This is a genomic window from Corynebacterium zhongnanshanii (genome assembly GCF_014490575.1).
In the GTDB taxonomy this organism is placed as follows: Bacteria; Actinomycetota; Actinomycetes; order Mycobacteriales; family Mycobacteriaceae; genus Corynebacterium; species Corynebacterium zhongnanshanii.
On record NZ_CP061033.1, the window covers coordinates 1,502,901 to 1,524,307 of the forward strand.

17 protein-coding genes are annotated in these 21,407 nt (G+C 62.6%); 10 read left to right on the forward strand and 7 right to left on the reverse strand.

Features of this window, described 5'->3' with window-relative positions; translation table 11 throughout:
- Positions 1-25: 25 nt before the first annotated feature.
- From IAU67_RS06725 to IAU67_RS06755, 7 genes are all read left to right on the forward strand, one after another.
- Positions 26-259 carry a hypothetical protein gene (locus IAU67_RS06725; RefSeq protein WP_151841922.1) on the forward strand — a complete coding sequence of 78 codons (234 nt, stop codon included), beginning with the start codon at positions 26-28 and terminating at the stop codon, positions 257-259.
- A 559-nt stretch (positions 260-818) separates the two neighbouring features.
- Positions 819-1,037, forward strand: coding sequence for a hypothetical protein (locus tag IAU67_RS06730; RefSeq protein WP_151841923.1), 219 nt, complete (start codon positions 819-821; stop codon positions 1,035-1,037).
- Between the two features lie 90 nt (positions 1,038-1,127).
- A complete protein-coding gene (locus tag IAU67_RS06735) occupies positions 1,128-2,471 on the forward strand; it encodes an MFS transporter (protein ID WP_225723471.1) in 1,344 nt (447 codons plus the stop codon).
- Positions 2,472-2,551: 80 nt separating this feature from the next.
- Positions 2,552-4,033 carry a bifunctional UDP-N-acetylglucosamine diphosphorylase/glucosamine-1-phosphate N-acetyltransferase GlmU gene (gene glmU, locus IAU67_RS06740; RefSeq protein WP_151841924.1) on the forward strand — a complete coding sequence of 494 codons (1,482 nt, stop codon included), beginning with the start codon at positions 2,552-2,554 and terminating at the stop codon, positions 4,031-4,033.
- A 186-nt stretch (positions 4,034-4,219) separates the two neighbouring features.
- Positions 4,220-5,191, forward strand: coding sequence for a ribose-phosphate diphosphokinase (locus IAU67_RS06745; protein ID WP_151841925.1), 972 nt, complete (start codon positions 4,220-4,222; stop codon positions 5,189-5,191).
- Between the two features lie 370 nt (positions 5,192-5,561).
- A complete protein-coding gene (locus tag IAU67_RS06750; RefSeq protein ID WP_151841926.1) occupies positions 5,562-6,221 on the forward strand; it encodes a 50S ribosomal protein L25/general stress protein Ctc in 660 nt (219 codons plus the stop codon).
- Between the two features lie 343 nt (positions 6,222-6,564).
- Positions 6,565-7,941, forward strand: coding sequence for an NAD-dependent succinate-semialdehyde dehydrogenase (locus tag IAU67_RS06755; RefSeq protein ID WP_151841927.1), 1,377 nt, complete (start codon positions 6,565-6,567; stop codon positions 7,939-7,941).
- 21 nt (positions 7,942-7,962) lie between these two features.
- Here the strand turns inward: IAU67_RS06755 and gabT are convergent, their stop codons facing one another.
- Positions 7,963-9,291: a 4-aminobutyrate--2-oxoglutarate transaminase gene (gabT, locus tag IAU67_RS06760; protein ID WP_151841928.1), complete on the reverse strand. Its 1,329-nt coding sequence runs from the start codon at positions 9,289-9,291 to the stop codon at positions 7,963-7,965.
- A gap of 193 nt (positions 9,292-9,484) precedes the next feature.
- On the opposite strand from gabT, the gene IAU67_RS06765 reads away from it, so the two are divergent.
- Positions 9,485-10,000 carry a hypothetical protein gene (locus tag IAU67_RS06765; protein WP_151841929.1) on the forward strand — a complete coding sequence of 172 codons (516 nt, stop codon included), beginning with the start codon at positions 9,485-9,487 and terminating at the stop codon, positions 9,998-10,000.
- Positions 10,001-10,044: 44 nt separating this feature from the next.
- Here the strand turns inward: IAU67_RS06765 and IAU67_RS06770 are convergent, their stop codons facing one another.
- From IAU67_RS06770 to IAU67_RS06780, 3 genes are all read right to left on the reverse strand, one after another.
- A complete protein-coding gene (locus tag IAU67_RS06770; RefSeq protein ID WP_151841930.1) occupies positions 10,045-12,093 on the reverse strand; it encodes a YhgE/Pip domain-containing protein in 2,049 nt (682 codons plus the stop codon).
- Positions 12,090-14,639 (reverse strand): YhgE/Pip domain-containing protein, encoded by a 2,550-nt coding sequence (locus IAU67_RS06775; protein WP_151841931.1) that lies wholly within the window; start codon positions 14,637-14,639, stop codon positions 12,090-12,092. Before IAU67_RS06775 ends, IAU67_RS06770 begins: the two co-directional genes overlap by 4 nt.
- A gap of 636 nt (positions 14,640-15,275) precedes the next feature.
- Entirely contained in the window at positions 15,276-15,983 is a 708-nt protein-coding gene (locus tag IAU67_RS06780) for an NADPH-dependent F420 reductase (RefSeq protein WP_151841932.1), read from the reverse strand.
- A 627-nt stretch (positions 15,984-16,610) separates the two neighbouring features.
- On the opposite strand from IAU67_RS06780, the gene IAU67_RS06785 reads away from it, so the two are divergent.
- Both IAU67_RS06785 and IAU67_RS06790 read left to right on the forward strand, forming a co-directional pair.
- Complete coding sequence (locus IAU67_RS06785; RefSeq protein WP_151841933.1) at positions 16,611-16,913, forward strand: DUF1648 domain-containing protein; 303 nt, start codon at positions 16,611-16,613, stop codon at positions 16,911-16,913.
- Between the two features lie 8 nt (positions 16,914-16,921).
- Positions 16,922-17,170 (forward strand): DUF5808 domain-containing protein, encoded by a 249-nt coding sequence (locus tag IAU67_RS06790; RefSeq protein ID WP_151841934.1) that lies wholly within the window; start codon positions 16,922-16,924, stop codon positions 17,168-17,170.
- Here IAU67_RS06790 and IAU67_RS06795 read toward each other — a convergent pair.
- Genes IAU67_RS06795 through IAU67_RS10105 form a run of 3 tightly spaced genes read right to left on the reverse strand, consistent with a single transcriptional unit; the run spans position 17,153 to position 21,391 of the window.
- The gene (locus IAU67_RS06795; protein WP_151841935.1) at positions 17,153-17,773 is read right to left on the reverse strand and encodes a TetR/AcrR family transcriptional regulator; all 621 of its coding nucleotides are present in this window, start codon (positions 17,771-17,773) and stop codon (positions 17,153-17,155) included. The genes IAU67_RS06790 and IAU67_RS06795 overlap by 18 nt on opposite strands.
- A 14-nt stretch (positions 17,774-17,787) precedes the next feature.
- A complete protein-coding gene (locus IAU67_RS06800; RefSeq protein WP_151841936.1) occupies positions 17,788-19,557 on the reverse strand; it encodes an ABC transporter ATP-binding protein in 1,770 nt (589 codons plus the stop codon).
- Positions 19,550-21,391, reverse strand: coding sequence for an ABC transporter ATP-binding protein (locus IAU67_RS10105; RefSeq protein ID WP_370451973.1), 1,842 nt, complete (start codon positions 21,389-21,391; stop codon positions 19,550-19,552). Before IAU67_RS10105 ends, IAU67_RS06800 begins: the two co-directional genes overlap by 8 nt.
- Between the last annotated feature and the right edge of the window lie 16 nt (positions 21,392-21,407).

Consider the following 21,407-nt stretch of genomic DNA (forward strand, 5'->3'; position numbering starts at 1 on the left):
GTTAGCTAGTTGAAGGATTTCTCTTATGCGTTCACGATCGATGGCCATCTACGCAACAGTAGCTCTTGTTTCTCTGATTGTTTATGTAATTGCCGCGTTCTCTCAAGGCAATACTCCTGAAGGTTCACAGCAGTGGATCACCTTTTCCTTTATGGGATTGGCGCTAGCGGCCGTTGCGTCAGCAATCATCGGAACACTTGTGATCGCACGAGGTCGCAAGAGAGCACAAGCAGCAGAATCTAACACAGAATCTAAGTAGGAAAACCTCTTCTGAATAGTTCAGAAGTAGACCTAAGGCCTCCTGTCACGTCGGAAAAAAGTGATAGAAAAAATAGTCAATGTGCTTGCTATCATAAATTCAGGAGGAACTTTCCCCGCATGGAAACCGGTGACAATTCTTATGATTCCAAGCACAAACGCTACAAGCGCCAGAATGGCAAATACCCAAGCGACCTGCTGGAAACTATAACTCTTTTTCAAAGGATCCCCCTGATTGTTGCACCTACACTCAAAGAAGACCCTAGCATTTCGTACTGACCGCCGCTAGAAAACCGCTGGAGCCGATCGCCCATAGCGCTAGCGTAAAAGCCCCACAGTACCGAAGCGAAAACCCTAACGTTATAAATAGCCACGTCTACATCTCTTAAGCTTTTCTCATAAATCCACATCAGAAGCAGTTAAAGTCCTCCAAATGGGGGGGGCGAAGAGTTTCTTAGGTCAACCTATTGACGTAGCGCTCTCCTGGGCTCATTATTACAGATGAAAGCCATCTTCACTCACTTACATAACGCTGAGCACCACCCCAACCGAGGAGAATCATGGTTAAGATAAGCGCTCAAAGAATGAAGTTCCCGCAGATCCTTCTGCGTTGGGTCATCATGATCGTGGGAACTCTGGCCTGGGTCGGCCTAGGCTACGTCCTCCATGTCTACGACGACTACTGGAAAGACTGGTCGCAACTAGCCTTCCTGTGCACCTTCCTCATCCTGCTGTTCTGGATCTACGGCTGGCCAACCTTCGATTTCTCAGAAGACTAGCGCGAACCATTCATCACCACCCCCGTTGTAGGACGTACCGAGTAACGTGGATGCCACACAACGACAGACGACCAACTCGGGGGTGCGACTATGGCTCAACAACAGCACAAACAGCCAGATCAAGCACAAGAAAAGCCCGCCGGCATCGGCCACAAAGGCCGACTGTTCGGCGGCGCCTTAGGCTTTCAAAACATCGGCGATCAGCTGGTCAATCCCAAGACCACCCTCCCCTGGTTCATCAACGCCATCGGTGCGCCCGCATGGATCCTCTCCCTCCTAGTTCCCCTCCGGGAATCGCTGGCGATGCTGCCACAGGCAGCGATCCGCCCGTTCCTCCTGAAATCCGGACGCCACCGTCTGCTCCTTCTAACTGGCACAGCCTTCCAGGGAATTGCGTGCCTCCTCATGGTCGTGGCTGTGGTCATCGCCGCAGGCGCTGGGTGGGAACACGGCTCCCCGCATGAGCAGGGAGACTCGCAGGCCTCTGGGCCCATTCTGCTTGCAGGCCTCACTATCCTGGCGGCACTCACGCTGCTTGCTTTAGCGCGCTCCCTCGTGTCTCTCACCAGCAGTGATGTGAAAGGAAAGCTGATCCCAAAAGGCGTGCGCGGGCGCGTCACCGGATTCGCCACCACCATTGCAGGCGCAGTGGCCATCACCGTCGGCGTGCTCGTGCAACTCATCAAGGGAGACCTGAACTCCTGGGGATACGGCATTATCTTTGCGACGGCAGCGGCCGGATGGGCACTCAGCTTTGTGTTATTTGCGGTGTTAACACGGGAACTGTCGGCGTCGAATATAGATAAAGGAATCAGCGACGATGAAGACAGCGAGCCAGAACAGCACACGCGGGTACTCACGGCGCTCAAGGAGGATAAGAAGCTGCTGAAATTCGTGACTGTGCGATCCATGCTGCTGGTCACGGCGCTATCCCCGCCATTTATTGTCACGCTGGCGCACGGAAGTGCGAAAACCCTGCTCACGGGGCTTGGGGCATTCATTATCGCCAGCGGTCTGGCGAGCCTGCTGTCGGGGCAAGTCGCCGGGTATTTCAGTGACATTTCCTCCCGCATCACCATGGCCGGAGCGGCGCTGGCGGCCTCCCTACTGATTGGCATTGCCCTGGCCCTGCACACGTGGATACCCCAGTGGAGCACCGTAGCACTGCCGCTAATTTTCTTTGGGATCTCCCTGGCGCACGCAGTGATTCGCGTGGCGCGCGCCACCTACGTGGTGGACATGGCCGAAGGCGAGCAACGCACCACATATATTTCCGTCGCAAATACAGCCATGGGAGTGATCCTGCTCATCGCCGGTGCGCTGACCTCCGCGCTCAGTGCCATCGGGCCGATGTGGGCGCTGGGGGCACTCGGAATCCTAGGGCTGGTCGGCGCCATCAGCTCCTGGCGATTGGAGGAGGTAAGCCTGGGCTAACGCGTACGTCCACGAAAAACAGCACGAAAACGGCTAAAGTACAAAGTACGAAACCGCCCCCAACCCGTCAAAGGAACACTGTGAGCAACAGCAACCCCGTTGCCGTCGTCATACTAGCGGCTGGTGCCGGCACACGAATGAAGTCCGCAACTCAAAAAACCCTGCACGCCATCGGAGGACGCACCCTCCTCTCCCACTCCATTCACGCCGCGGCTGGCATCGACCCACAACACATCGTCACCGTCATCGGCCACGGACGCGACCAAGTAGGCCCCGCGGTGGAAGCCGTTGCCGATGAGCTCGGCCGCCCCGTTGCCACCGCCATCCAGGAAGAGCAAAACGGCACCGGCCACGCCATGCAATGCGCCATGACGCAGCTGGAAGACTTCGAGGGCACCATCATCGTCACCAACGGCGACGTACCACTGCTCACCGCGGACACGCTGGACAAACTCCACCAGGCGCACACCCACAACCCCACCGCCGTGACCGTGCTGACCGTCCGCCAAGACAACCCCACCGGCTACGGGCGCATCATCCGCACCGAAGACGGCGAAGTCACCGCCATCGTGGAGGAAAAGGACGCCACCGACGAGCAGAAGGCGATCACGGAAGTCAACTCGGGCGTTTTTGCCTTCGACGCCGCCATCGTGCGCGAAGCCCTCGGCCAGCTGACCAGCGACAACGCCCAAGGCGAGCTGTACCTCACGGACGTGCTGGGCATCGCCCGTGCCGAAGGCCACCCCGTTCGCGCCTTCATGGCGGCCGACCCCAACGAGCTCGCCGGCGTGAACGACCGCGTGCAGCTGGCCGCCGCCGGCGCGGAACTAAACCGCCGCACCGTCGAAGCCGCCATGCGCGGCGGCGCTACCATCGTGGACCCAGCCAGCACCTGGATCGACGTGGACGTGGTGGTGGGCCAAGACGTCACGATCGAACCCGGCGTGCAACTGCGCGGGCGCACCACCATCGGTGATAACACCACCATCGGACCCGACTGCACACTCACAGACGTCCGCATCGGCACCGGCTGCTCCGTCACCCGCACCCACGGCATCGACGCGGTCGTGGGCAACAACGTCACCATCGGCCCCTTCGCCTACATGCGCCCCGGCACGGTCCTCGGCGACGGCTCGAAGCTCGGCACCTACGTGGAAACCAAGAACGCGGCTGTGGGCCGCGGATCCAAGGTGCCGCACCTGACGTACGTGGGCGACGCCACGATCGGCGAAGACTCCAACATCGGCGCCTCCAGCGTGTTCGTGAACTACGACGGCGTGAACAAGCACCACACCACCATCGGCTCCAACGTCCGCACAGGCTCGGACACGATGTTCATCGCACCCGTCACCGTGGGCGACGGCGCCTACTCCGGCGCCGGCACCGTCATCAAGGACGACGTCCCACCAGGCGCGTTGGCCGTCTCCGGCGGCCAACAGCGCAACATCGAAGGCTGGGTGGAAAAGCGGCGCGAAGGCACCCCCGCTGCGAAGGCCGCGAAGGTTGCCCAACAGCGTATCGCTGATGGCGGTGAGCCGGCGTCGCCGACGAGTCCGGAATGATCGGCTAGTGAGCCGCCGGTCGGGCGGTCGTCGGCCGGCCGGTTGCTAACTGCCCGCCACCTAGTTATTGCAGCACTGGTGGGGTACGCAAGAATGCTGCCTACCCCAGCAGGGTTGTTCAACAAGAATGAACCCCACTAAGCTGGAGAAGACCAACTATTCCAAACCTTTGGAAGGCCTAACCCTGTGTCCACAACTCACTGGATTGACAACCAGAAAAACTTGATGCTGTTTAGCGGCCGCGCGCACCCAGAGCTCGGAGACGCCGTCGCTAAGGAGCTTGGCATCGAGGTCACCCCCACGACCGCCCGCGACTTCGCCAACGGCGAAATCTTCGTTCGCTTCGAGCAGTCCGTGCGCGGTTCGGATGCCTTCGTTTTGCAGTCCCACCCTCAGCCGCTGAACAACTGGCTGATGGAACAGCTCATCATGATCGACGCGCTGAAGCGCGGTTCCGCCAAGCGCATCACCGCGATTCTGCCGTTCTACCCCTACGCCCGTCAGGACAAGAAGCACCGCGGCCGCGAGCCCATCTCCGCCCGCCTGGTGGCTGACCTGCTGAAGACCGCCGGCGCTGACCGCATCGTGTCGGTGGACCTGCACACGGACCAGATTCAGGGATTCTTCGACGGCCCGGTGGATCACATGCACGCCATGCCGATCCTCACCGACTACGTGGCGAAGAACTACAACCTGGACAACATCTGCGTTGTGTCCCCCGACGCCGGACGTGTCAAGGTTGCAGAAAAGTGGGCGAACGTACTGGGCGATGCGCCGTTGGCGTTCATCCACAAGACCCGCGATGTTGATGTGGCCAACAAGGTCACCGCAAACCGCGTGGTGGGTGACGTTGAAGGACGCACCTGTGTGCTGCTGGACGACATGATCGATACCGGTGGAACGATCGCCGGTGCTGTGGGTGTGCTCCGGGAAGCTGGCGCAGGTGACGTGATCATCGCAACCACCCACGGTGTGTTCTCCGGTCCGGCTCGTGAGCGTTTGAGCTCCTGCGGTGCCCGCGAGATCATCACCACGGATACCCTGCCTCAGAACACTGAGGGCTGGGACAACCTGACCGTTCTACCGATCGCGCCTCTGGTAGCGAAGACGATCCACGAGATCTTCGAAAACGGTTCTGTGACCACGCTGTTCGAGTAGTGCGAATAGTGGCTGGCGTCTGACGTCTGGCGCCTGGTCACGAGGCCTCAGGCAGAGACCGTAGCGGGAGCCGGCGTGCTGTTGTACAGCGCGTCGGCTCCCTGCTATGATATGTGCTGATCTCGGCGAGGGCTGGCGCACGCTGGCCGTTATCGGCGCGAAACACTCATCCAATCAGTACTCCCTTTGTGCTGGTGGACGTGATATGCATCGCCGCGAGAGACCGCGGCGTTTTTTGTGTCTGGACTATGCCTTTGGGACAGCCCACGGGCTTGCCCACCGGACTGTCACAGACAACAAGAAACGCACACTTAAACCGCACACACGCACGGGAAAGTAATTCCCGGCCAAGGCTTTTGAAGGAGTACCTATGGCAAAGATGACCCGCCTTGAGGCACAGCCACGCAACGAGTTCGGTAAGGGCGCTTCCCGCCGCCTGCGCCGCGCCGGCCGCATCCCAGCAGTGGTGTACGGCAACGAACAGGAGCCACGCCACATCTCCGTGGACATCCTGGAGTTCCACTCCCTGCTGCGCTACGAGGGCGTTAACGCCGTGTTCGAGCTGGTTGTTGAAGGCGAAGAGCACCTGGTGATGGTGAAGGCCGTTGACCAGAACGTCCTGACCCTTGACGTTGACCACGCTGACCTGATGAACGTCAAGCGCGGCGAAAAGGTCGAGGTTGAAATCCCAGTTGTCTACACCGGCGAGCCTGCACCAGGCGCACTGGTTGCTCAGGACGCAGACGTCATCGCCGTCCTGGCTGACGTTCTGGACATCCCAGAGCAGATCGAGCTGGACGTTGAAGGCCTGGAGATCGGCACCCAGATCACCGCTGGTGAGATCCAGATGCCATCCAACTGTGAGCTGGTTTCTGAGGAAGACACCCTGGTCATCAACATCGTTGAGCCTGAGGAAGAAGAGCTTCCTGAACCAGGTGAGGAAGGCGAAGGCGACGCAGTCGGCGAAGCCGGTGCTGACGAGGAGGAGTCCGAAGAGTCCGAGGACGCTGAGGGCGAGTCCGAGGAGTAATCCTCCCGCAGGAATAGCCTGCCGCGCGCAGCGCAACGCGCTCCGAGCAACCAGCGCAGCGCAGCGCGACGCTCTCCGAGCAATCCGCGCAGCGCCGCCCGAGGCTACCCGCGCGGCATAACCCGCTATCCCACAGGCGCACTGCACATCGACCCCGATGTGCAGTGCGCCTGTCCCATATCGCGCCCCTCCTTTACCCAGGACTTTCCCCACGGGCGGACGTTGACCTAGATCACACGTACACTCGTACGTACATGCTGTCCTGATGAAGGTGGGCCGGCGTCGTCGGTCATCACGTCAGGACAGGCAGACATCACAGATTGACTGTAAGGAGTTGGTTTCCATGTCTACCCAGTACCGAGTCCAGAACCCCGTGACCAACGAGGTCATCGAAACCTTCGATTTCGCCACCGACGCCGACGTCGAAGCAGCCCTGGGCAAAGCCACCACAGCCTTCCGCGAATGGTCCGCCCGCCCCATCTCCGAACGCGCCGCCATCGCCGCCCGCGTGGGAGAGCTGTTCAAGGAACGCAAAGACGAACTCGCCAGAATCGCCGGCGAAGAAATGGGCAAACTCTACTCCGAAGCCGTAGAGGAAGCCGAGTTCTCCGGCGACATCATCGGCTACTACGCCGAACACGGCGAAGAGTTCACCAAAGACCAGGAGATCCCCACCTTCTCCGACGGCACGGCCGCCATCCGCCGCCTCCCCATCGGCCCACTGCTCGGCATCATGCCGTGGAACTTCCCCTACTACCAAATCGCCCGCTTCGCCGGCCCAAACCTGGTGCTCGGCAACACGATCATCCTGAAAGACGCGGAGATCTGCCCCCGTTCCGCCTTGGCCGTGCAGAAGATTATGGACGACGCCGGGGTTCCCGAAGGCGTGTACACCAATCTTTTTGCCAGCCACGAGCAGGTGTCTACCATCATCGCTGACTCACGCATCCAGGGTGTATCCCTGACGGGCTCTGAGCGCGCTGGGTCGATTGTGGGCGCGCAGGCCGGTGAGAACTTGAAGAAGGCGGTGCTGGAGCTCGGTGGATCCGACCCTTACGTCCTGTTGGACACTGACGACGTCGCGGCCGCTGCGAAGCTCGCCTGGGACACCCGCATGTACAACACGGGGCAGGCCTGCAACTCCAACAAGCGCATGATCGTGATGGAAGACATCTACGACGAGTTCGTGGCCGAGCTGGAGAAGCTGGCCGCGGCCGCCGTGCAGACCACCCCGGACAAGGAGGTGGAGGGAGGCTACTCCGCGCTCTCCTCCCGCGAGGCCGCGGAGAAGCTCCGCGATCAGCTGGACCGTGCTGTTGAATCCGGCGCTGACTTGCGAGTGGGCGGCGAGCTGTCCGAGCGTGGGGCGTACATCTCCCCCGCAGTCATCACCGACATTCCCGTGGGCTCCGATATCTACTACGAAGAGTTCTTCGGGCCAGTGGCTGCCGTGTTCAAGGTCTCCTCTGACGAGGAGGCCCTGGACCTGGCCAACAACACACAGTTCGGCCTGGGCGGAACTGTGTTCTCCCAGGACACGGAGCGTGCCGCGGCGATCTCGCGCCGCCTGGAATGCGGCATGGCGAACGTGAACACGCCCGCCGGCGAAGGGCAGGAGCTGCCCTTCGGCGGAATAAAGCGCTCGGGCTTCGGCCGCGAGCTGGGGCCGCTGGGCATGGATGAGTTCGTGAACAAGCAGCTCTATTACGTGGAGAAGTAGCGCGCCGGCCCGCGCCGCGCGCTACTTCACGCGCCGGAACTGCTCCACCACCACCTGCAAAGCCTCCCGCCACAACGCCTCCGGGATCGCCAGCGACGGCAAGAACCGGATCACGTTGTGGTCGAGTCCGCAGGTGAGGATCAGAATCCCCTCGTCCTTTACGGCCGCAGCCAGCTGATGAACCAGCTCTGCATCCGGCTCGCCCTCCGGCGTGACGAACTCCAGAGCCAGCATCGCCCCGCGCCCGCGGAGCTCTGCCACACGCTCGTCCTCCAGGATCTCCGCCAGCTCTTCCCGAGCGATCTCCTCAATTCGAAGCGCCCGCGCCCCGAAGTCCTTCTCCTCGAACTCCTTCAGCGTGGCCAGCGCCGCCGCGCACGCCACCGGGTTGCCGGTGTACGTGCCGCCCAGTCCGCCGGGCTGCGGCGCGTCCATGATCTCGGCCCGGCCGGTCACGGCGGACAGCGGCATGCCGGAGGCCACTCCCTTGGCGATGGTGACCATGTCCGGCACCACGCCTTCGTGTTCGGAGGCGAACCAGGTGCCGGTGCGCATCATGCCGGCTTGGATCTCGTCCACGATGAACACCACGTCGTTGTCGTTGCACCACTTCTGGAGCGCCGGCAGGTAGCCCTCAGCTGGAACCACGAAGCCGCCCTCGCCTTGGATCGGCTCCACGACCACGCAGGCCAGGTTCGCCGCGCCCACTTCCTGCTCGATCATGGTGATGGTCCGCTCGGCGGCTTCCTCGCCACGAAGCCCATCGCGCAGCGGATAGGACATCGGCGCGCGGTAGATTTCGGGCGCGAAGGGCCCGAATCCGCTCTTGTATGGCGACTGCTTGGCGGTCATTCCCATGGTGAGGTTGGTACGCCCGTGGAAGGCCCGGTCCATGACCACTACTGCCCGCTTGCCGGTGTAGTTCCGCGCGATCTTCACGGCGTTTTCAACGGCTTCTGCCCCGGAGTTAAACAGCGCGGTTTTCTTCGCGTGGTCCCCCGGCGTGAGTTCATTGAGCCGCTCCGCCACCTCCACGTAGGACTCGTAGGGCGAGATGGTGAAGGATGTGTGGGTGAAGTGCGCCACGGCGTCTTGCACGGCTTTCACCACGGCGGGGTTAGATGCCCCGGCGGACGTGACGGCGATTCCGGAGGCGAGGTCGATGAAACGATTGCCGTCGGCGTCGACAAGGATTCCACCATCCCCGTCGACCACGTATCCAGGCAGCGCAGGGATCATGCCGGCGGGCAGGGCGTTGGCGCGGCGTTCGTCCAGGGCGGCGCTGACGGGTCCGGGGATCTGCTGGCCGAGGTGGCGGGTTTGCTCGATGCGGTAGTTCAGGTCGGACATGGCCGTTCCTCCTGTTGTGTTGGTGATGTGTGTTCCATTGTGGCGTAGGGCCGTGGTTGCGCGCTAGGTTCCGCGCCCATATTAATCCGACGCCCAGCCTCTCGCCCCACCGCCCCACGCCATGAATCTGGGGTGTATGGGCTGGCGGGTATAGTGTGCGCATACATTTGTCCGGTGAAGGAAAGAAACGGCTGTGAGTGATATTAATGTGCTAGCGTTCGCTCAGCTTCTGTGGGAGCTGCCTCGCGAGGCGCCAATTACGGAGGCTATGGAGGCTGCCTCGGGCGAGAAGGGCTGGTGGGATTCGCAGCAGGACCATATGACGAGCTGGTTTACGGCGCAGAGCACGCACGGCAGTGGATCGTACACTCGTCAGACTCCGAATTTGTCGGCGCGGAAGACGTACAACCGGCTGCAAAGCCCGGAGGGCCTGATGTGGATTGCCGAGGCTCTGGGCGTGGATAAGGATCTCCTCAAGCGGGTGGCGGACGAGGCTTTGACGGTGCCGCGGCGCAGCCAGAGCAAGTTTGTTCGACAGCATATTCCGTGGGAGATGATCGTGGAGCTGGCTCTGAAAGAGATAGCTCAACGGGAGCTTATTGAGCCCGTGGACCCGGTGGAGCCTGAGAAGGCTGAGGATCCCTTGCCTCCCATTCGATCCGGATGGTGGCGTCATCTTGGACGAAGAGTGCGAAGACGGAGACGATGATGAGGACAGGCTGCCGTCCTGAGCTGGGATTGTACCAGCTGGGTCTACATCAGCTTGGTGGACTCCAGCGCGGAGTTCAGCTTCGTGGTGTAGGCAGCCAGCGGCTTACGCAGCACCGTGCCCAGCAGCAGCGCCGGCAGCACGAACGCCAACAGCGCCAACAGGGACAGCCAGTAATCGCCGTGGTAGGTGCCGGCAATGGCCGCGCGGTAAGCGCGGATCGCATACGTTGCCGGCAGCCAGGGGCTGATGTTCTGGAACCACTCGGGCAGCAGCTGCAACGGATAGGCGCCGCCGGAACTGGAAATCTGGATCACCAGCAACAGCACCGCCAGGGCTTTGCCGGCGTTCGCCAGCGCCGCGACCAGCGCATAGACCAGGAACATGAACACCGCAGAAACCACCCAGGAGGCCAACAGCAAAAGCACGGGGTGCGCCGGCTCAATCTGGACGAAGAACAGCAGCCCAAGGCTGACCAGGGTGGACTGCGCGGCGCCCAACAGCGCGAAGATGCCGAAGCGTCCGAAGTAGGTAGCGATGGGGCGCTCGGCTCCCACGGAGGCATCCGTGCGCAAGAACACCGCGCACAGCAGCGCCCCCACCCACAGCGCCAGGGTGGTGTACAGCGGCGCCATGCCCGCGCCGAAGCTCGGCACCGGATACACGGCCTGCCGGTCCACACCCACCGGCGCCGCCAAGGCCGTGGCCAGGGCCTCCGGATCCGCACCGGCCAGTTGGCTCAGCTTCGAGAAATCGCCGGTGTTCCGGGCGCGGGAAATCTCCCGCCGCAGGTCACCCAAGGTGTTCGCATGGCCTTCCAGGGTCTCCGCCAAGTTGGCGGCGCTATCTTGAGCGCGCCGCAGGCCGTCCGTGTTCAGGTCCACGCTGGTATCCAGGCCGCTCAACGTACCGCGCAAGTTCCCCAGGGAATCCTGCAGCTGCTGCACCTTCGCACGCAGATCGGACTCGCGCAGCGCCGTGATCGAATCACGCGCGCTGTCCAGGCTGTCCAGCTCCGGCTTGCTGATCTCACCGCGAGGCACCGCCGCGCGCAGCCGCGCCTCCACGGCCTCCTGCGCAGCGATCGCCCTATCCAGTTCGCCGATGATCTGCCCCGCGGGCTGTCCGTTCGTGAGGTTGAGGGCGGCGTCGAGGGAATCACGGACACGCCGGAACGCGTCAACGTTGTCACGCACCTGATCGGCGACGACGGTCAGCGCCTCGCCGCGTGTCTGGCGGGCGGAATCGGCAGTACGCTGCAGGTCAGCGACGCGATCGCGCACGGCGGAGTAGCTCTCGGCGGTGCGGGTGAGGGCGGCATCGAGGGCATCGGTAGGCACATTGATCGGGTCGGCGGCGGGCGGAATCTCCGGGGTCGGCCGGTTCAGGATCGCCTGCGCACTATCCAGCAGAGGCGCCGTCGAGCCGACCAAGTCAGACAGGGAGCGGGCCGTGCGGGCGCTGCTGGCCAACTGCTGTTGAGTCGACGCCGTCCGCTGCTCCACCCGATCCAGCGCCTGCTGGGTGTCCCCAGATTGCACAAACTCGTTCAGATTGGACACGAGGCTCAACGAAACCTCACCAAGGGTGTGGCTGAAGGACTCCGCGATCTGGGACGACACGCCCTCGGCCCCCTGATCGGTGATCTTCGGCGCGAGCGGATTCTTCTTCTCGTTGGTGTAGAGCGTGATGTCCGTCGAGTGGGAGCCGCCGGTGTAAAAGGTCATCATGTCCGAGCTGAAGGACTCCGGCAGGATAATCGCAGCGTAATACTCGCCGGAGTGTGCGCCATCGAGGGCATCCTCGGGGTCTGTGACAACCCAATCCAGACGATCGTTCGCGCGGAGCGTGGAGAGGACCTTCTCGCCGACGTTCAGCGGGATCGGGACAATGTCGCTGGTGTAGCCAGTGTCCTTGCTGGCCACAGCCACTTTGAGGTGGCTGGTGTTATCGAAAGGGTTGAGCGTGGCGAGCACGTTGAACCACGTGAACAACAGCGGAATGACCACCAGGCCGAACAGAACGATGGAGGCCATCACGCTGTTGCGCGCGTGACGCAGGTCCGTGCGGAACACCTCTAGTGCGTGCTTCATGCGTTGGGTCCTTCCGTGTGAATACCTTCACCGCGCGCCATCACAGAGTGCTGCAGCGAATCCTGATCCCGATGCACCAGCTCCGTGGACTGCGCCACGGACTGGCGGATGTACTCCAACACCAAAGTCACGGCAATGAGCAGCATCGACCATGCGGTCCAGATGCCCAGCAGCAACGGCTTCTGAGTCGGCACCGCCCACGCCACAAACCCGAGCACCACCATGCCCGCGAGACCCAGCCACGCGATGTACCGGATCCAGCGCCGGTAGTTGTGGTGGCGCCGCTCCAGGTCGGCGGCCAGGGCCTCCGGCCCTTGGAGCGCGCGCAGGACGTCGGCGATGCGGTAGCCATCGCCGACGATTTGCACGCGCTCAGCGTTGATGAACTCGGTGCGCGCCAGATCCCGGTTAAACAACAAGTTGAAATGCGACAGCCCGCGCCGGCCCAACACACCCACAGCAAAGGCCGCAACGAACATCAGCGCCAGCACACCCAAGTACTGCATATAGTGGTAGCTATAGAAGCCGCCGATGGTCTCGCGCATCGCATCAATTCCATAGGAGAACGGCAGCAGCGGGTACAGCGCGCGGAAGAAGTCCGGCATCATCTCGATGGGATACAGACCTGACGCACCGGGGATCTGCAGGATCACCAGCATGATCGCCAGCCCGCGCCCCAGGTGCCCCAGCGCAGACGACAGCGCATAAATAATGCTCAAGTACGCCAGCCCCACGAGCACTCCAGTCAGCACAAACATCGGCGCGTTGACCGTATTCACCCCGATCACCAGCGACCCGACCGTCACCACGACCGCCTGCGCGATCACAATCATCGCCAGCAGCAAAAAGCGTCCAAGGTACGCCTGTCCCACGCTGATCCGGTCGAAGCCCTCCCGGTCCACCTCCACGCGGAAAATCACCATGAGCATGAACGCTCCAATCCACAACGACAAGTTGATGAACAACGCCGCCATCGCCGATCCGTACGACCCCACGGGGTACACCGCCTCGCTCTTCACCTCCACAGGATCCGCGAAGAAATGCCCGATCTCCTGCGAGTTCAACCCCGTGATCGTGCTCAATACATCCGGAGTGGTGCCTGCAGTCAGGGTCACCAGATCCCGCCGTGTCCCTTCGACGCCCGCGCGCAGCCCCTCAAGGTCCTCACCGAAGCTCGCCAACGTGCGATCCGCCGCATCCATCTGCGCGCCGATGCCCTTGAGCAGTTGCCTGCCCTCCTCCACCTGGGCCTTCCGGGTGTCCAGAGTGGCGGCGAAGGCGCCAGCCCGCGCACTCACGGCAGACATCGCGCGGTTCAGCTGAGGAACCGCGGAGCTGACCGTGCCCTGCAGTGCCTTCGCGAGGTCGTGAGTGTCCTGACCAGCAGTGGCGACGGCGTCCGCTGCGGAATCCAACTCCTTGGCAGCCTGCTGAGTATCGGCCGCCAGAGAATCCAACTGATTCACAAGACTGCGGCTGCGACCATTCGCCGCCTCCACACCGGCCAAAGCATCGCGCAGCGTACCGGCAACGCCAGGGCTTAAACCATCGGAATTGAGAAGCCCGCGCAACTGACGCAGAGACTCCTCGCCGGCATCCACGGCCGCGGACGCGCGGCCGTGGAGCCGCTCGGCCTGGCCACCGGCAGCACCCAGGGCGGCGCTCAGCTCCGCGGCCGTGCCGCGGGCCTGAGCGGTGCCCTGGGCCAACGCCGCAGTGCCATCCACAATAGAACTAGCCGACGCCTCGCTATACTCCCCCGTCAACGCCTGCGCCTCCTCCGCAAGCTGTTGAACCTCACTCAAGACGGCCTTGGCGTCATCCACAACGGCGGAGGCATCGAGAAGCCCGGCGTCGACACGATCGATAGAACCCCGCGACCCCGCCAACGCAGAACGAGCAGAATCCACCCGCGTACGTGCCTCGGCCAGCGCATGAGCCGTATTACCCAACGAACGCTCACTACGATCGCGGGCGTGAGACAAGCGCGCATCAATGTCCTTGCCCTCCCCACGCACAGCAGACGTCGCCGCAGTGGCGACCTGCTCCTTAAACGACGCATCAATCTGCTCAGTCAGCTTATTCGCGCCCGTATCCGTAATCTTCGGGCCAATGGCACTGATCTTCTCATTCACCCGGTACACCAGCTGGGGCTGCGAAAACTTACCATCCAGGATGCCCACAAGATCCGAACTAAAATCCTTAGGAATAGTGATACTGGCGAACACATCCCCACGCTCCAAGGCGCGCTCAGCCTGACGGGAACTCACAAACTGCCAGCCCAGCTGATCATTATCCTGCAGCTGGCGAACCACCTGCGCGCCCACATTCACCCGGCCCGTGACATCCGTCTGCGCGCCGGCATCCTCATTCACCACCGCCACGGCAATATTCGACGTAGCGCCGTACGGATCCCAAAAAGCCTTGATATTCACCCAGGAGTACAAAGCGGGTGTAATCAAGACGCCAATGATGATGATCCACGCCTTCGCAGTACGGCCAAGGCGAGCAATATCACGAGTAAATATTCTCCAACTGGTGCGCACCGCAATTACTATACTCCCGGGTGCTCAAGGGCGATAACCAGCGTGTTTCGAGGCGAATATGGTGAGGGTCACAAAGGTGTTTGGGGGTGTGTGAGGTTGTGGGTTTGTGCAGGCTTGGCGGGCTCGAGCTTTGTGCCCGCGCAAGCTTTGTGCGCAAGCTTTGTGCGCCCTCATTCGGAAACTTCACAAAACCGCAGGTCACAAGCTTGAGAGATAGGGGCGCAATATGAGCGCAACTGCTGCGACAGCATGTGCGGTGAAACAGCAGTGATTTCGGCGAAATCACTGCAGTTTGAGCGCACTTCCTGCCTCACGAAATGCGGTGCCCCGTTCAGAGAGGTGGTGGGCCGTCTAAATGGGCAGCGTAGAGCTACGCAGAGAAAGCTGGGAAGAAAGATGCGGCGTGGTGCTGGGCAAGAAGCGGAGTGCGGTGCTGGGCGGGAAGCGGAGTGCGGTGCTAGGCAGGAAGAAAGCGCGGTGGCTACAAGCGCACGCGCGACCAGAATTGCCGCGCGGTTAGAACTGACGCGCTGCCGCGGAGAAAGAGAAGTCTAGTGCTGGGAAGAAAGCCATGCGCACGCACAGCTAGAACTGCAGCGCGGCTAGAACTGCAGCACAGCTAGAACTGCAGCGCGGCTAGAACTGCCGCGCGGCCACATCGGCACGCTGGGAGGCGTCAAGCACGCCCTGCAGCTCGTCCGCGGTAACTACCCGACCCGGATCTTCCCAAAAGTTCTCCGCGAAGCCTTCCTTATCCGCAGCATAAGTCTGGGTATATCCACCAGACTCCGGCTCGGCCTTCCAGGACTCCCCCAGACCTCCGCCGTTGACGGTGTCGAAGCCAAGAGCCTGGACAAGGTGGGAGGTTTTCTGATGCGCGGCGGCGTCGTCGGAAAAAAGGGGCAACGCGGTGCGCGGCGTGGAATGGGCGAGCGCAGAAATATGGTGCGCGAGGATGTTATTGAACGCCTTGACGATCGTCACACCTGGCAGCAACGATTTTTCATGCTCGGCGGTGGTCTGCTCCAGGGAGTCGAGCGCGGCGATGCGCCCGTCGCGGTGCGGGTAGTAGTTGCCCGTCGACACCACCAGCTTGCCCCGCAGCGCCTCCACCGGCAGTGCCTCATACGCAGACAGCGGCACGGCGAGAACAACCAGGTCAGAGTAGCCGGCGGCGTCCTCGACGGTGCCGGCGTGCGCATTCTCGCCGAGCTCTTGAACCAGCTCCCGCAGAGACTCCGGGCCGCGCGAGTTGGCGATCGTCACGGAAATGCCGGCCTGCACGGCCAGCCGCGCGACTGCCTCGCCGATTGCTCCGCTGCCGATGATTCCGATGTTCTGCATGGGTTTCCTTCCTGTGTGTTGTGTTGTTTCGCGTGCAGGGCTTCATGAATGTCTATCCGACGCCGGCCCCCGTTCAACTGCAGCCTTCTCACGATGGTCAAGCTCTGGGGTCAGGCGCCAGTCAAGCGCGAGTCAAGTACTAGTCCGGCGCTGGTCAGGCGCTGTCCAGGCGTGAGCTATGCATTGACCAAGTACAGTCAAGCGCTGGTCAGGTACTAGTCAAGCGCCCACTCAGAGCAACGCACGTCAGCATGAACTATTCCACGTGTCAGCTTTACGAGCCCTCGCGCAGCACACTTCGACAATGCGAAGGCGTGGCGTGCCCTAGCTTTCTGCCCGCGCGAGCTTTGTGCACCCTCAATCAACTACTTCACAAAACCGCAGGTCAAAGGCTTGAGAGATGGGTGGTGCAATAGGAGCGCAACTGCTGCGGCAGCAGGTGCGGTGAAACTGTAGTGATTTCGACGAAATCACTGCAGTTTGAGCGCACTTCCTGCCTCACCAAATGCGGTGCCCCGTTCAGAGAAGCGGTGCCCCGTTCAAAGAGGTGGTGCCCCGTTCAGAGAGGTGGTGCCCCGTTCTATTGGAGTGGCTTGGCACTAGGCAAGAAAGCTGGACAAGAAAGCGATGCAAGGAAGCTGGACAAGAAGCACCGCGTATGTCGCTACCAGCACTGCAACGAAGGCAAGCACTCACCCGGACTTTGAGGGACTTCCCACCCCAAGCTTCCCGTGGATACCGCTGCTCGGCGGTCTGCTGGCGATCGCGGTGTCCGTGCTGATCGTCGCGCGCGATTGGGACACCATCCCGGACACCGTCCCCACGCACTGGGGCACGTCGATGAGGCCGGACTCGTGGGGTGCGAAGTCGGTCGGCCACGAATATCGCGTCGGGCTGGCTGGGCGTTGGGCTGGCTGGGCGTTGGGTTGATCGCCGCCGTGGCCGTCCTGCAGGTTGTGACCGTATTACCTGGATTCGACGCCTGGCTTCCCACCGCCTTCACCTCCCTCATTGTGGTGAGCCTGGTGAGCGTGGTGGCGCTGATCGCCGCGGACCCCGCGGTCTTTGTGGATAAGCGCTTTGGCACTGGTGTGGATTTCAACTACGCCAGCTGGCAGGGCAAGGTGTTTTTAGGCCTCATTGTGCTGGTGGTGGCCGCTTCGATTGCGCTACCGCTGCTGATCTAGCCCGGCCTTCAGGCCCGCGATGATGAACTGGAGTTTGCGGTCCAGCCAGCCGCGGTCAAGCCAGGAGTCTTCCGGGGTGAAGAACTCGGTGCTCTGGCCGGCGGCAGCCTTCATGCTATCGAAGTTTCTGCGCACAGCCACCAGCTGGTAGTGCGTGGAGATGGTGGTGTCCAGGATGAAGTCCAGCGCGAACTCGATCCGGTCATGATCGCCGGGGAAACCACCGTAGACCAGGCGTGATGCTTGCTTCTGGAAGAAGTCTTGGAAGTGTAGGGCTGCGCCGGGTGAGTTGATGAGCGTGTGGTCCAGCCCAGGGTACTGCTCCATCAGATCCCAGATGCTGTCCGACGCCTCGAGGAGCTGCCTGTCCCAGGCAGCGACCTCGGGGCTCCACTGCATATGGTCGATGATGTGCCGGAGGCACATCGTCACCAGATCCTCGCGGGAGGAAATCACCCGATACAACGAGGACGTGCCCACGTTCAAACGCCTCGCAACACTCGCCAGCGTGAACGTGTCCAGGCCCAGCTCCAGTGCTGCGTGGACGGCGTCGCTTTCACCAAAGCGAGGCTTCGGGCCCGTGCGGTTTCCGGCTGGTGTCATAGGAGCCATGGTAGCTACATGAGCGCCCAACCGCGGGCGGCCTCGCGGCGCTTCCAGAAGTGCTGGTATACGCCCGGCGCGCCATAGAGCTCATCGTGGGTGCCGGCTTGGGTGACGTGACCTTCGGCGTCGAGGACAATAATTCGATCAGCGGTGCGGATGGTATCCAGCTTGTGGGCGATCACGATAAAGGTGGACTGCGCGCGCAGGGCCTCCATGGAGGCGAGCACGTTGGCTTCGTTTTCGGCATCCAGTGCGGAGGTGGCTTCGTCGAACAGCACGATCGGCGCTTGCTTGAGCAGCGCGCGGGCGACGGAAACGCGCTGGCGTTCGCCGCCGGACAGCAGGCGGCCGCCTTCGCCGACGGGTGTCTCCCACCCAAGGCGCTCGGCAATGGAGGTCACGCCGGCAAGGTCGGCGGCGCGGTAGACGTCCGCGTCCGAGGCGCCCGGCCGGCCGACGCGGATGTTGGCAATCAGCGTGTCATCAAACAGGTACACATCCTGGAACACCATGGACAACCTGGACATGAGCTGCTCGGTGCCGAGCTGGCGAATGTCCACCCCATCGACCAGCACCGCGCCCGAATCCACATCCCAGAAGCGGGAAATCAGCCGCGCGATGGTGGTCTTGCCGGACCCGGACGGTCCCACAATCGCGGTGACGGTGCTGGGGCGGGCGGTAAAACTCACGTCGCGCAACACTGGCGTATCAGAGTAGCCGAACGTCACATCACGCAGCTCCACGCTGCCAGAGCCGTCGCCACGCACCGGCTCGGCCGGCTCCGGCAAGAACTCGGCGCCAGTGATCGCCGTAGTTTCCGCGATCACCACGCGGCCCACATCCAAGCCCACATAAGCCGAACCAACCTGCTCCAGCGAGCGAGTAAAGCGCAAGCTAATACCAATGATCGCCAGAGTCTCCAGCGGAGAGAGCGTCCCGTCGACCGCAAGGTTTGCAGCAGCCGTAATCAGCGCCACCACGAACGCCTGCACCACTACCCCATTGAGCAGCAGCGCGAACGTGGACTGCCACAGCTCGCGCACACGCGCCGCGTGGTCGGCGGCCAGCGCCCGCTGCAGCGGCTCGAAGCCCTCGGATCGCCCGGCGGCCCGAAGCGCCGGCTGGTGGCTAGCAAACTCGACAATCCGGTTGGACAGCTCCTTGGAGCTCGGCAACGCACGGTCGGAAGCCTTCTCGCGAATCCACCTCGCCAGGTGCATCACGCCCAGCGCCACGGGCGCAATAACCAGGAACACAAGACCCAGCCGCGGATTCCAGATCCACGCGCCGACCAGCAGCGTCAGCAGCGCAGCGCCATCGCGGAAGATGGTCCCCTGCATGTGGGACACCACCTCAGCCGCAGCCATAAACCGGTCCGAGACCAGCCGGGACAGCCCGCCGGTCTGCGTGGGGCCGAACCACCCCAGCGGCAGGGTCGCCAGCTTGTCCCCCACCACGCGATGCGCCGTCCGGATGAAGTCCAGGGCCGTGTGATAGGACGCCATCGTCGCGAAAAACCGCAGCACGAACGCCACCACGGCGATCCCTGCCAGCGCCCACAGCCACGCAGCGATGGGCTGATGCTCTACCAACGCGCTGGTCAGCGGCACCAGGGTGAGCACCGCCAGGCCGTCGAGCAGCCCGACCAGCAGCGATAGCGCCATGAAGCGCCGGCTGAGGCGATGCCCCGCAGGGCTCTGCAGCGTGGCCAGGCTGCGAATCAGGAAGGGGTCGCGTAGACGTGTTGTATTCGACGCCGAGGCGTGCGTTGTCTTAGACATTGGTGGACTCCTTTGGGGCGCGTGGGTTGGGGGCACTGGAGCTGCTGGTACCGGAGGTGGGGGCACAGGAGCTTTGAGCACCGGCGCTCGCAGCGCCGGTGCTCATGGGCTCCAGCTCGATGACCTGGTCCGCACCCTTGATGGACTCTGGCTTGTGGGCAATGACCAGCACCGTTTTCCCGGCCACGAGTCTGGTCAGTGCGGCCTGGATCTCCGCTTCGCTATCGGGGTCCGTGGCGGCGGTGGCCTCGTCGAGTATCAGGATCGGGGTATCCGCCACAATCGCCCGCGCGATGGAGATGCGCTGCTGCTGCCCACCGGACAGGGACGTGCCCTCGCCCACCACTGTGTCCAGGCCGGCGGGCAGAGCGCGGATGTCGTCCGCGATGCGGGCGGCATCCGCGGCGGCCCAGACCTCGTCATCGGAGGCGTCCGGCCTATTCAAGCGGATGTTGTCCCGGATGCTCATGCGCACCAGATGCGGGTCTTGCAGCACAAACGCCACGGTGCGGTACAGGCTGGCAAAAGACAGCTCGCGGATATCCACGCCATCGATGGTGATGTGTCCCGAGTCCGGGTCCTGGAAGCGCGCCAGCATCGTGGCGGCGGTAGACTTTCCGGAGCCGGACGGCCCAATCAACGCGGTGACGGTGCCGGGCCGCAGTATGGCGGTGAAGTTGCGCAGGACGGGCGAGTTGGCGTCGTAGGAAAAGGAGACATCGTGGAAGGCAACGGTGACGTCGCGGTTGCGTGGGTCGAGCTCGCGGGTTCCCTCCACGACCGGGGTGAGGTTCATAACTTCGTCGAGGCGCAGGGCCGCGTTGCCGGCGAGTTGGTAGGACCACATCATCATGCCGATGGTCTGGATGGTTCCGGGGATGACCAGGGCAATCAGCGTGGTGGCGATGACCTCGGCCACCGTGACCGTGCCCGCGGCCACCAGCAGGGAGCCTGCGCCGACGTTGATGAGCAGTAGGACGGGGACGGCGATGACGGACTCGGACAGGGCGCTGACGCGCAACAGTGGCTTGACCCACTCGTAGTAGAAGTCGGCGAAGCGGGCGGCGGCGTCCCGGTAGCGGCCATGGGCCTTGCCCACAGTGCCGAAGGCTTTGACCACGGAGATGCCCTCGGCGAACTCAACCGCCGTGGCCGAAACCTTGCCCAGGTAGTTGTCCATCTCCGCGGTCTTGGTGCCCATGTCCTTCATGGAATAGGCCTGAATGGCCAGGTAGATAGGCACAGTAGCGATGGCGAGCAGCCCCAGGCGCCAATCCAGGATGAAGGCGTAGGCCACCAGAGACAGTGGGGTGACGATCGCGGCGACCTGCTCCACGGGCGCGTGCGCGGTGAGGGTGTGCAGCGTGAGCGTGTCATCTTCCACGGCCTTGCGCACCCTGCCGGAGTTCGTCTGCCCAAACCAGGACAGCGGTGCCTGGGACCGCGCCGCCACAATGCGGCGCCGATTGATGCCCACCAGCTTCACATCCGCAAGATGCGTGATGAGCAGCGCCAGGAAGTACAGGAACAGCTGGCCTAAGAACGCGGTGATGACCCATTGGGCTATGGTTCGGATGCGGTCGGTGTCGCCATCGAATAGCGCACTGCCCAGCGCAACCAGCGCAACGTAGGGTGCGACGGCCAGCACCGAGGAGATCAGCGCCAGGAACTGCGCACAATAGATGATCGGCTGCACGGGAGCGAGCAGCTTTTTCAGCGCGGCCTGCCCGGCCTTCAGCTTCGCGCGGGAGTCTTCGGCGCGTGCTGGGTCTTGTGTGACTTGTGATTCTCGCGGGGCTTGTGATTCTTCTAGTTCTTCTGTGGTGTGAGACAAGGTTTTCTCGATTCTC

What these genes read in the sequence shown, in the direction of transcription:
- IAU67_RS06725 (WP_151841922.1), top strand. Translation starts at nt 26, where the DNA reads ATGCGTTCACGATCGATGGCCATCTACGCAACAGTAGCTCTTGTTTCT.
- IAU67_RS06730 (WP_151841923.1), top strand. Translation starts at nt 819, where the DNA reads ATGGTTAAGATAAGCGCTCAAAGAATGAAGTTCCCGCAGATCCTTCTG.
- IAU67_RS06735 (WP_225723471.1), top strand. Translation starts at nt 1,128, where the DNA reads ATGGCTCAACAACAGCACAAACAGCCAGATCAAGCACAAGAAAAGCCC.
- IAU67_RS06750 (WP_151841926.1), top strand. Translation starts at nt 5,562, where the DNA reads ATGGCAAAGATGACCCGCCTTGAGGCACAGCCACGCAACGAGTTCGGT.
- IAU67_RS06755 (WP_151841927.1), top strand. Translation starts at nt 6,565, where the DNA reads ATGTCTACCCAGTACCGAGTCCAGAACCCCGTGACCAACGAGGTCATC.
- gabT (WP_151841928.1), bottom strand. Translation starts at nt 9,291, where the DNA reads ATGTCCGACCTGAACTACCGCATCGAGCAAACCCGCCACCTCGGCCAG.
- IAU67_RS06770 (WP_151841930.1), bottom strand. Translation starts at nt 12,093, where the DNA reads ATGAAGCACGCACTAGAGGTGTTCCGCACGGACCTGCGTCACGCGCGC.
- IAU67_RS06780 (WP_151841932.1), bottom strand. Translation starts at nt 15,983, where the DNA reads ATGCAGAACATCGGAATCATCGGCAGCGGAGCAATCGGCGAGGCAGTC.
- IAU67_RS06785 (WP_151841933.1), top strand. Translation starts at nt 16,611, where the DNA reads ATGCAAGGAAGCTGGACAAGAAGCACCGCGTATGTCGCTACCAGCACT.
- IAU67_RS06795 (WP_151841935.1), bottom strand. Translation starts at nt 17,773, where the DNA reads ATGACACCAGCCGGAAACCGCACGGGCCCGAAGCCTCGCTTTGGTGAA.
- IAU67_RS06800 (WP_151841936.1), bottom strand. Translation starts at nt 19,557, where the DNA reads ATGTCTAAGACAACGCACGCCTCGGCGTCGAATACAACACGTCTACGC.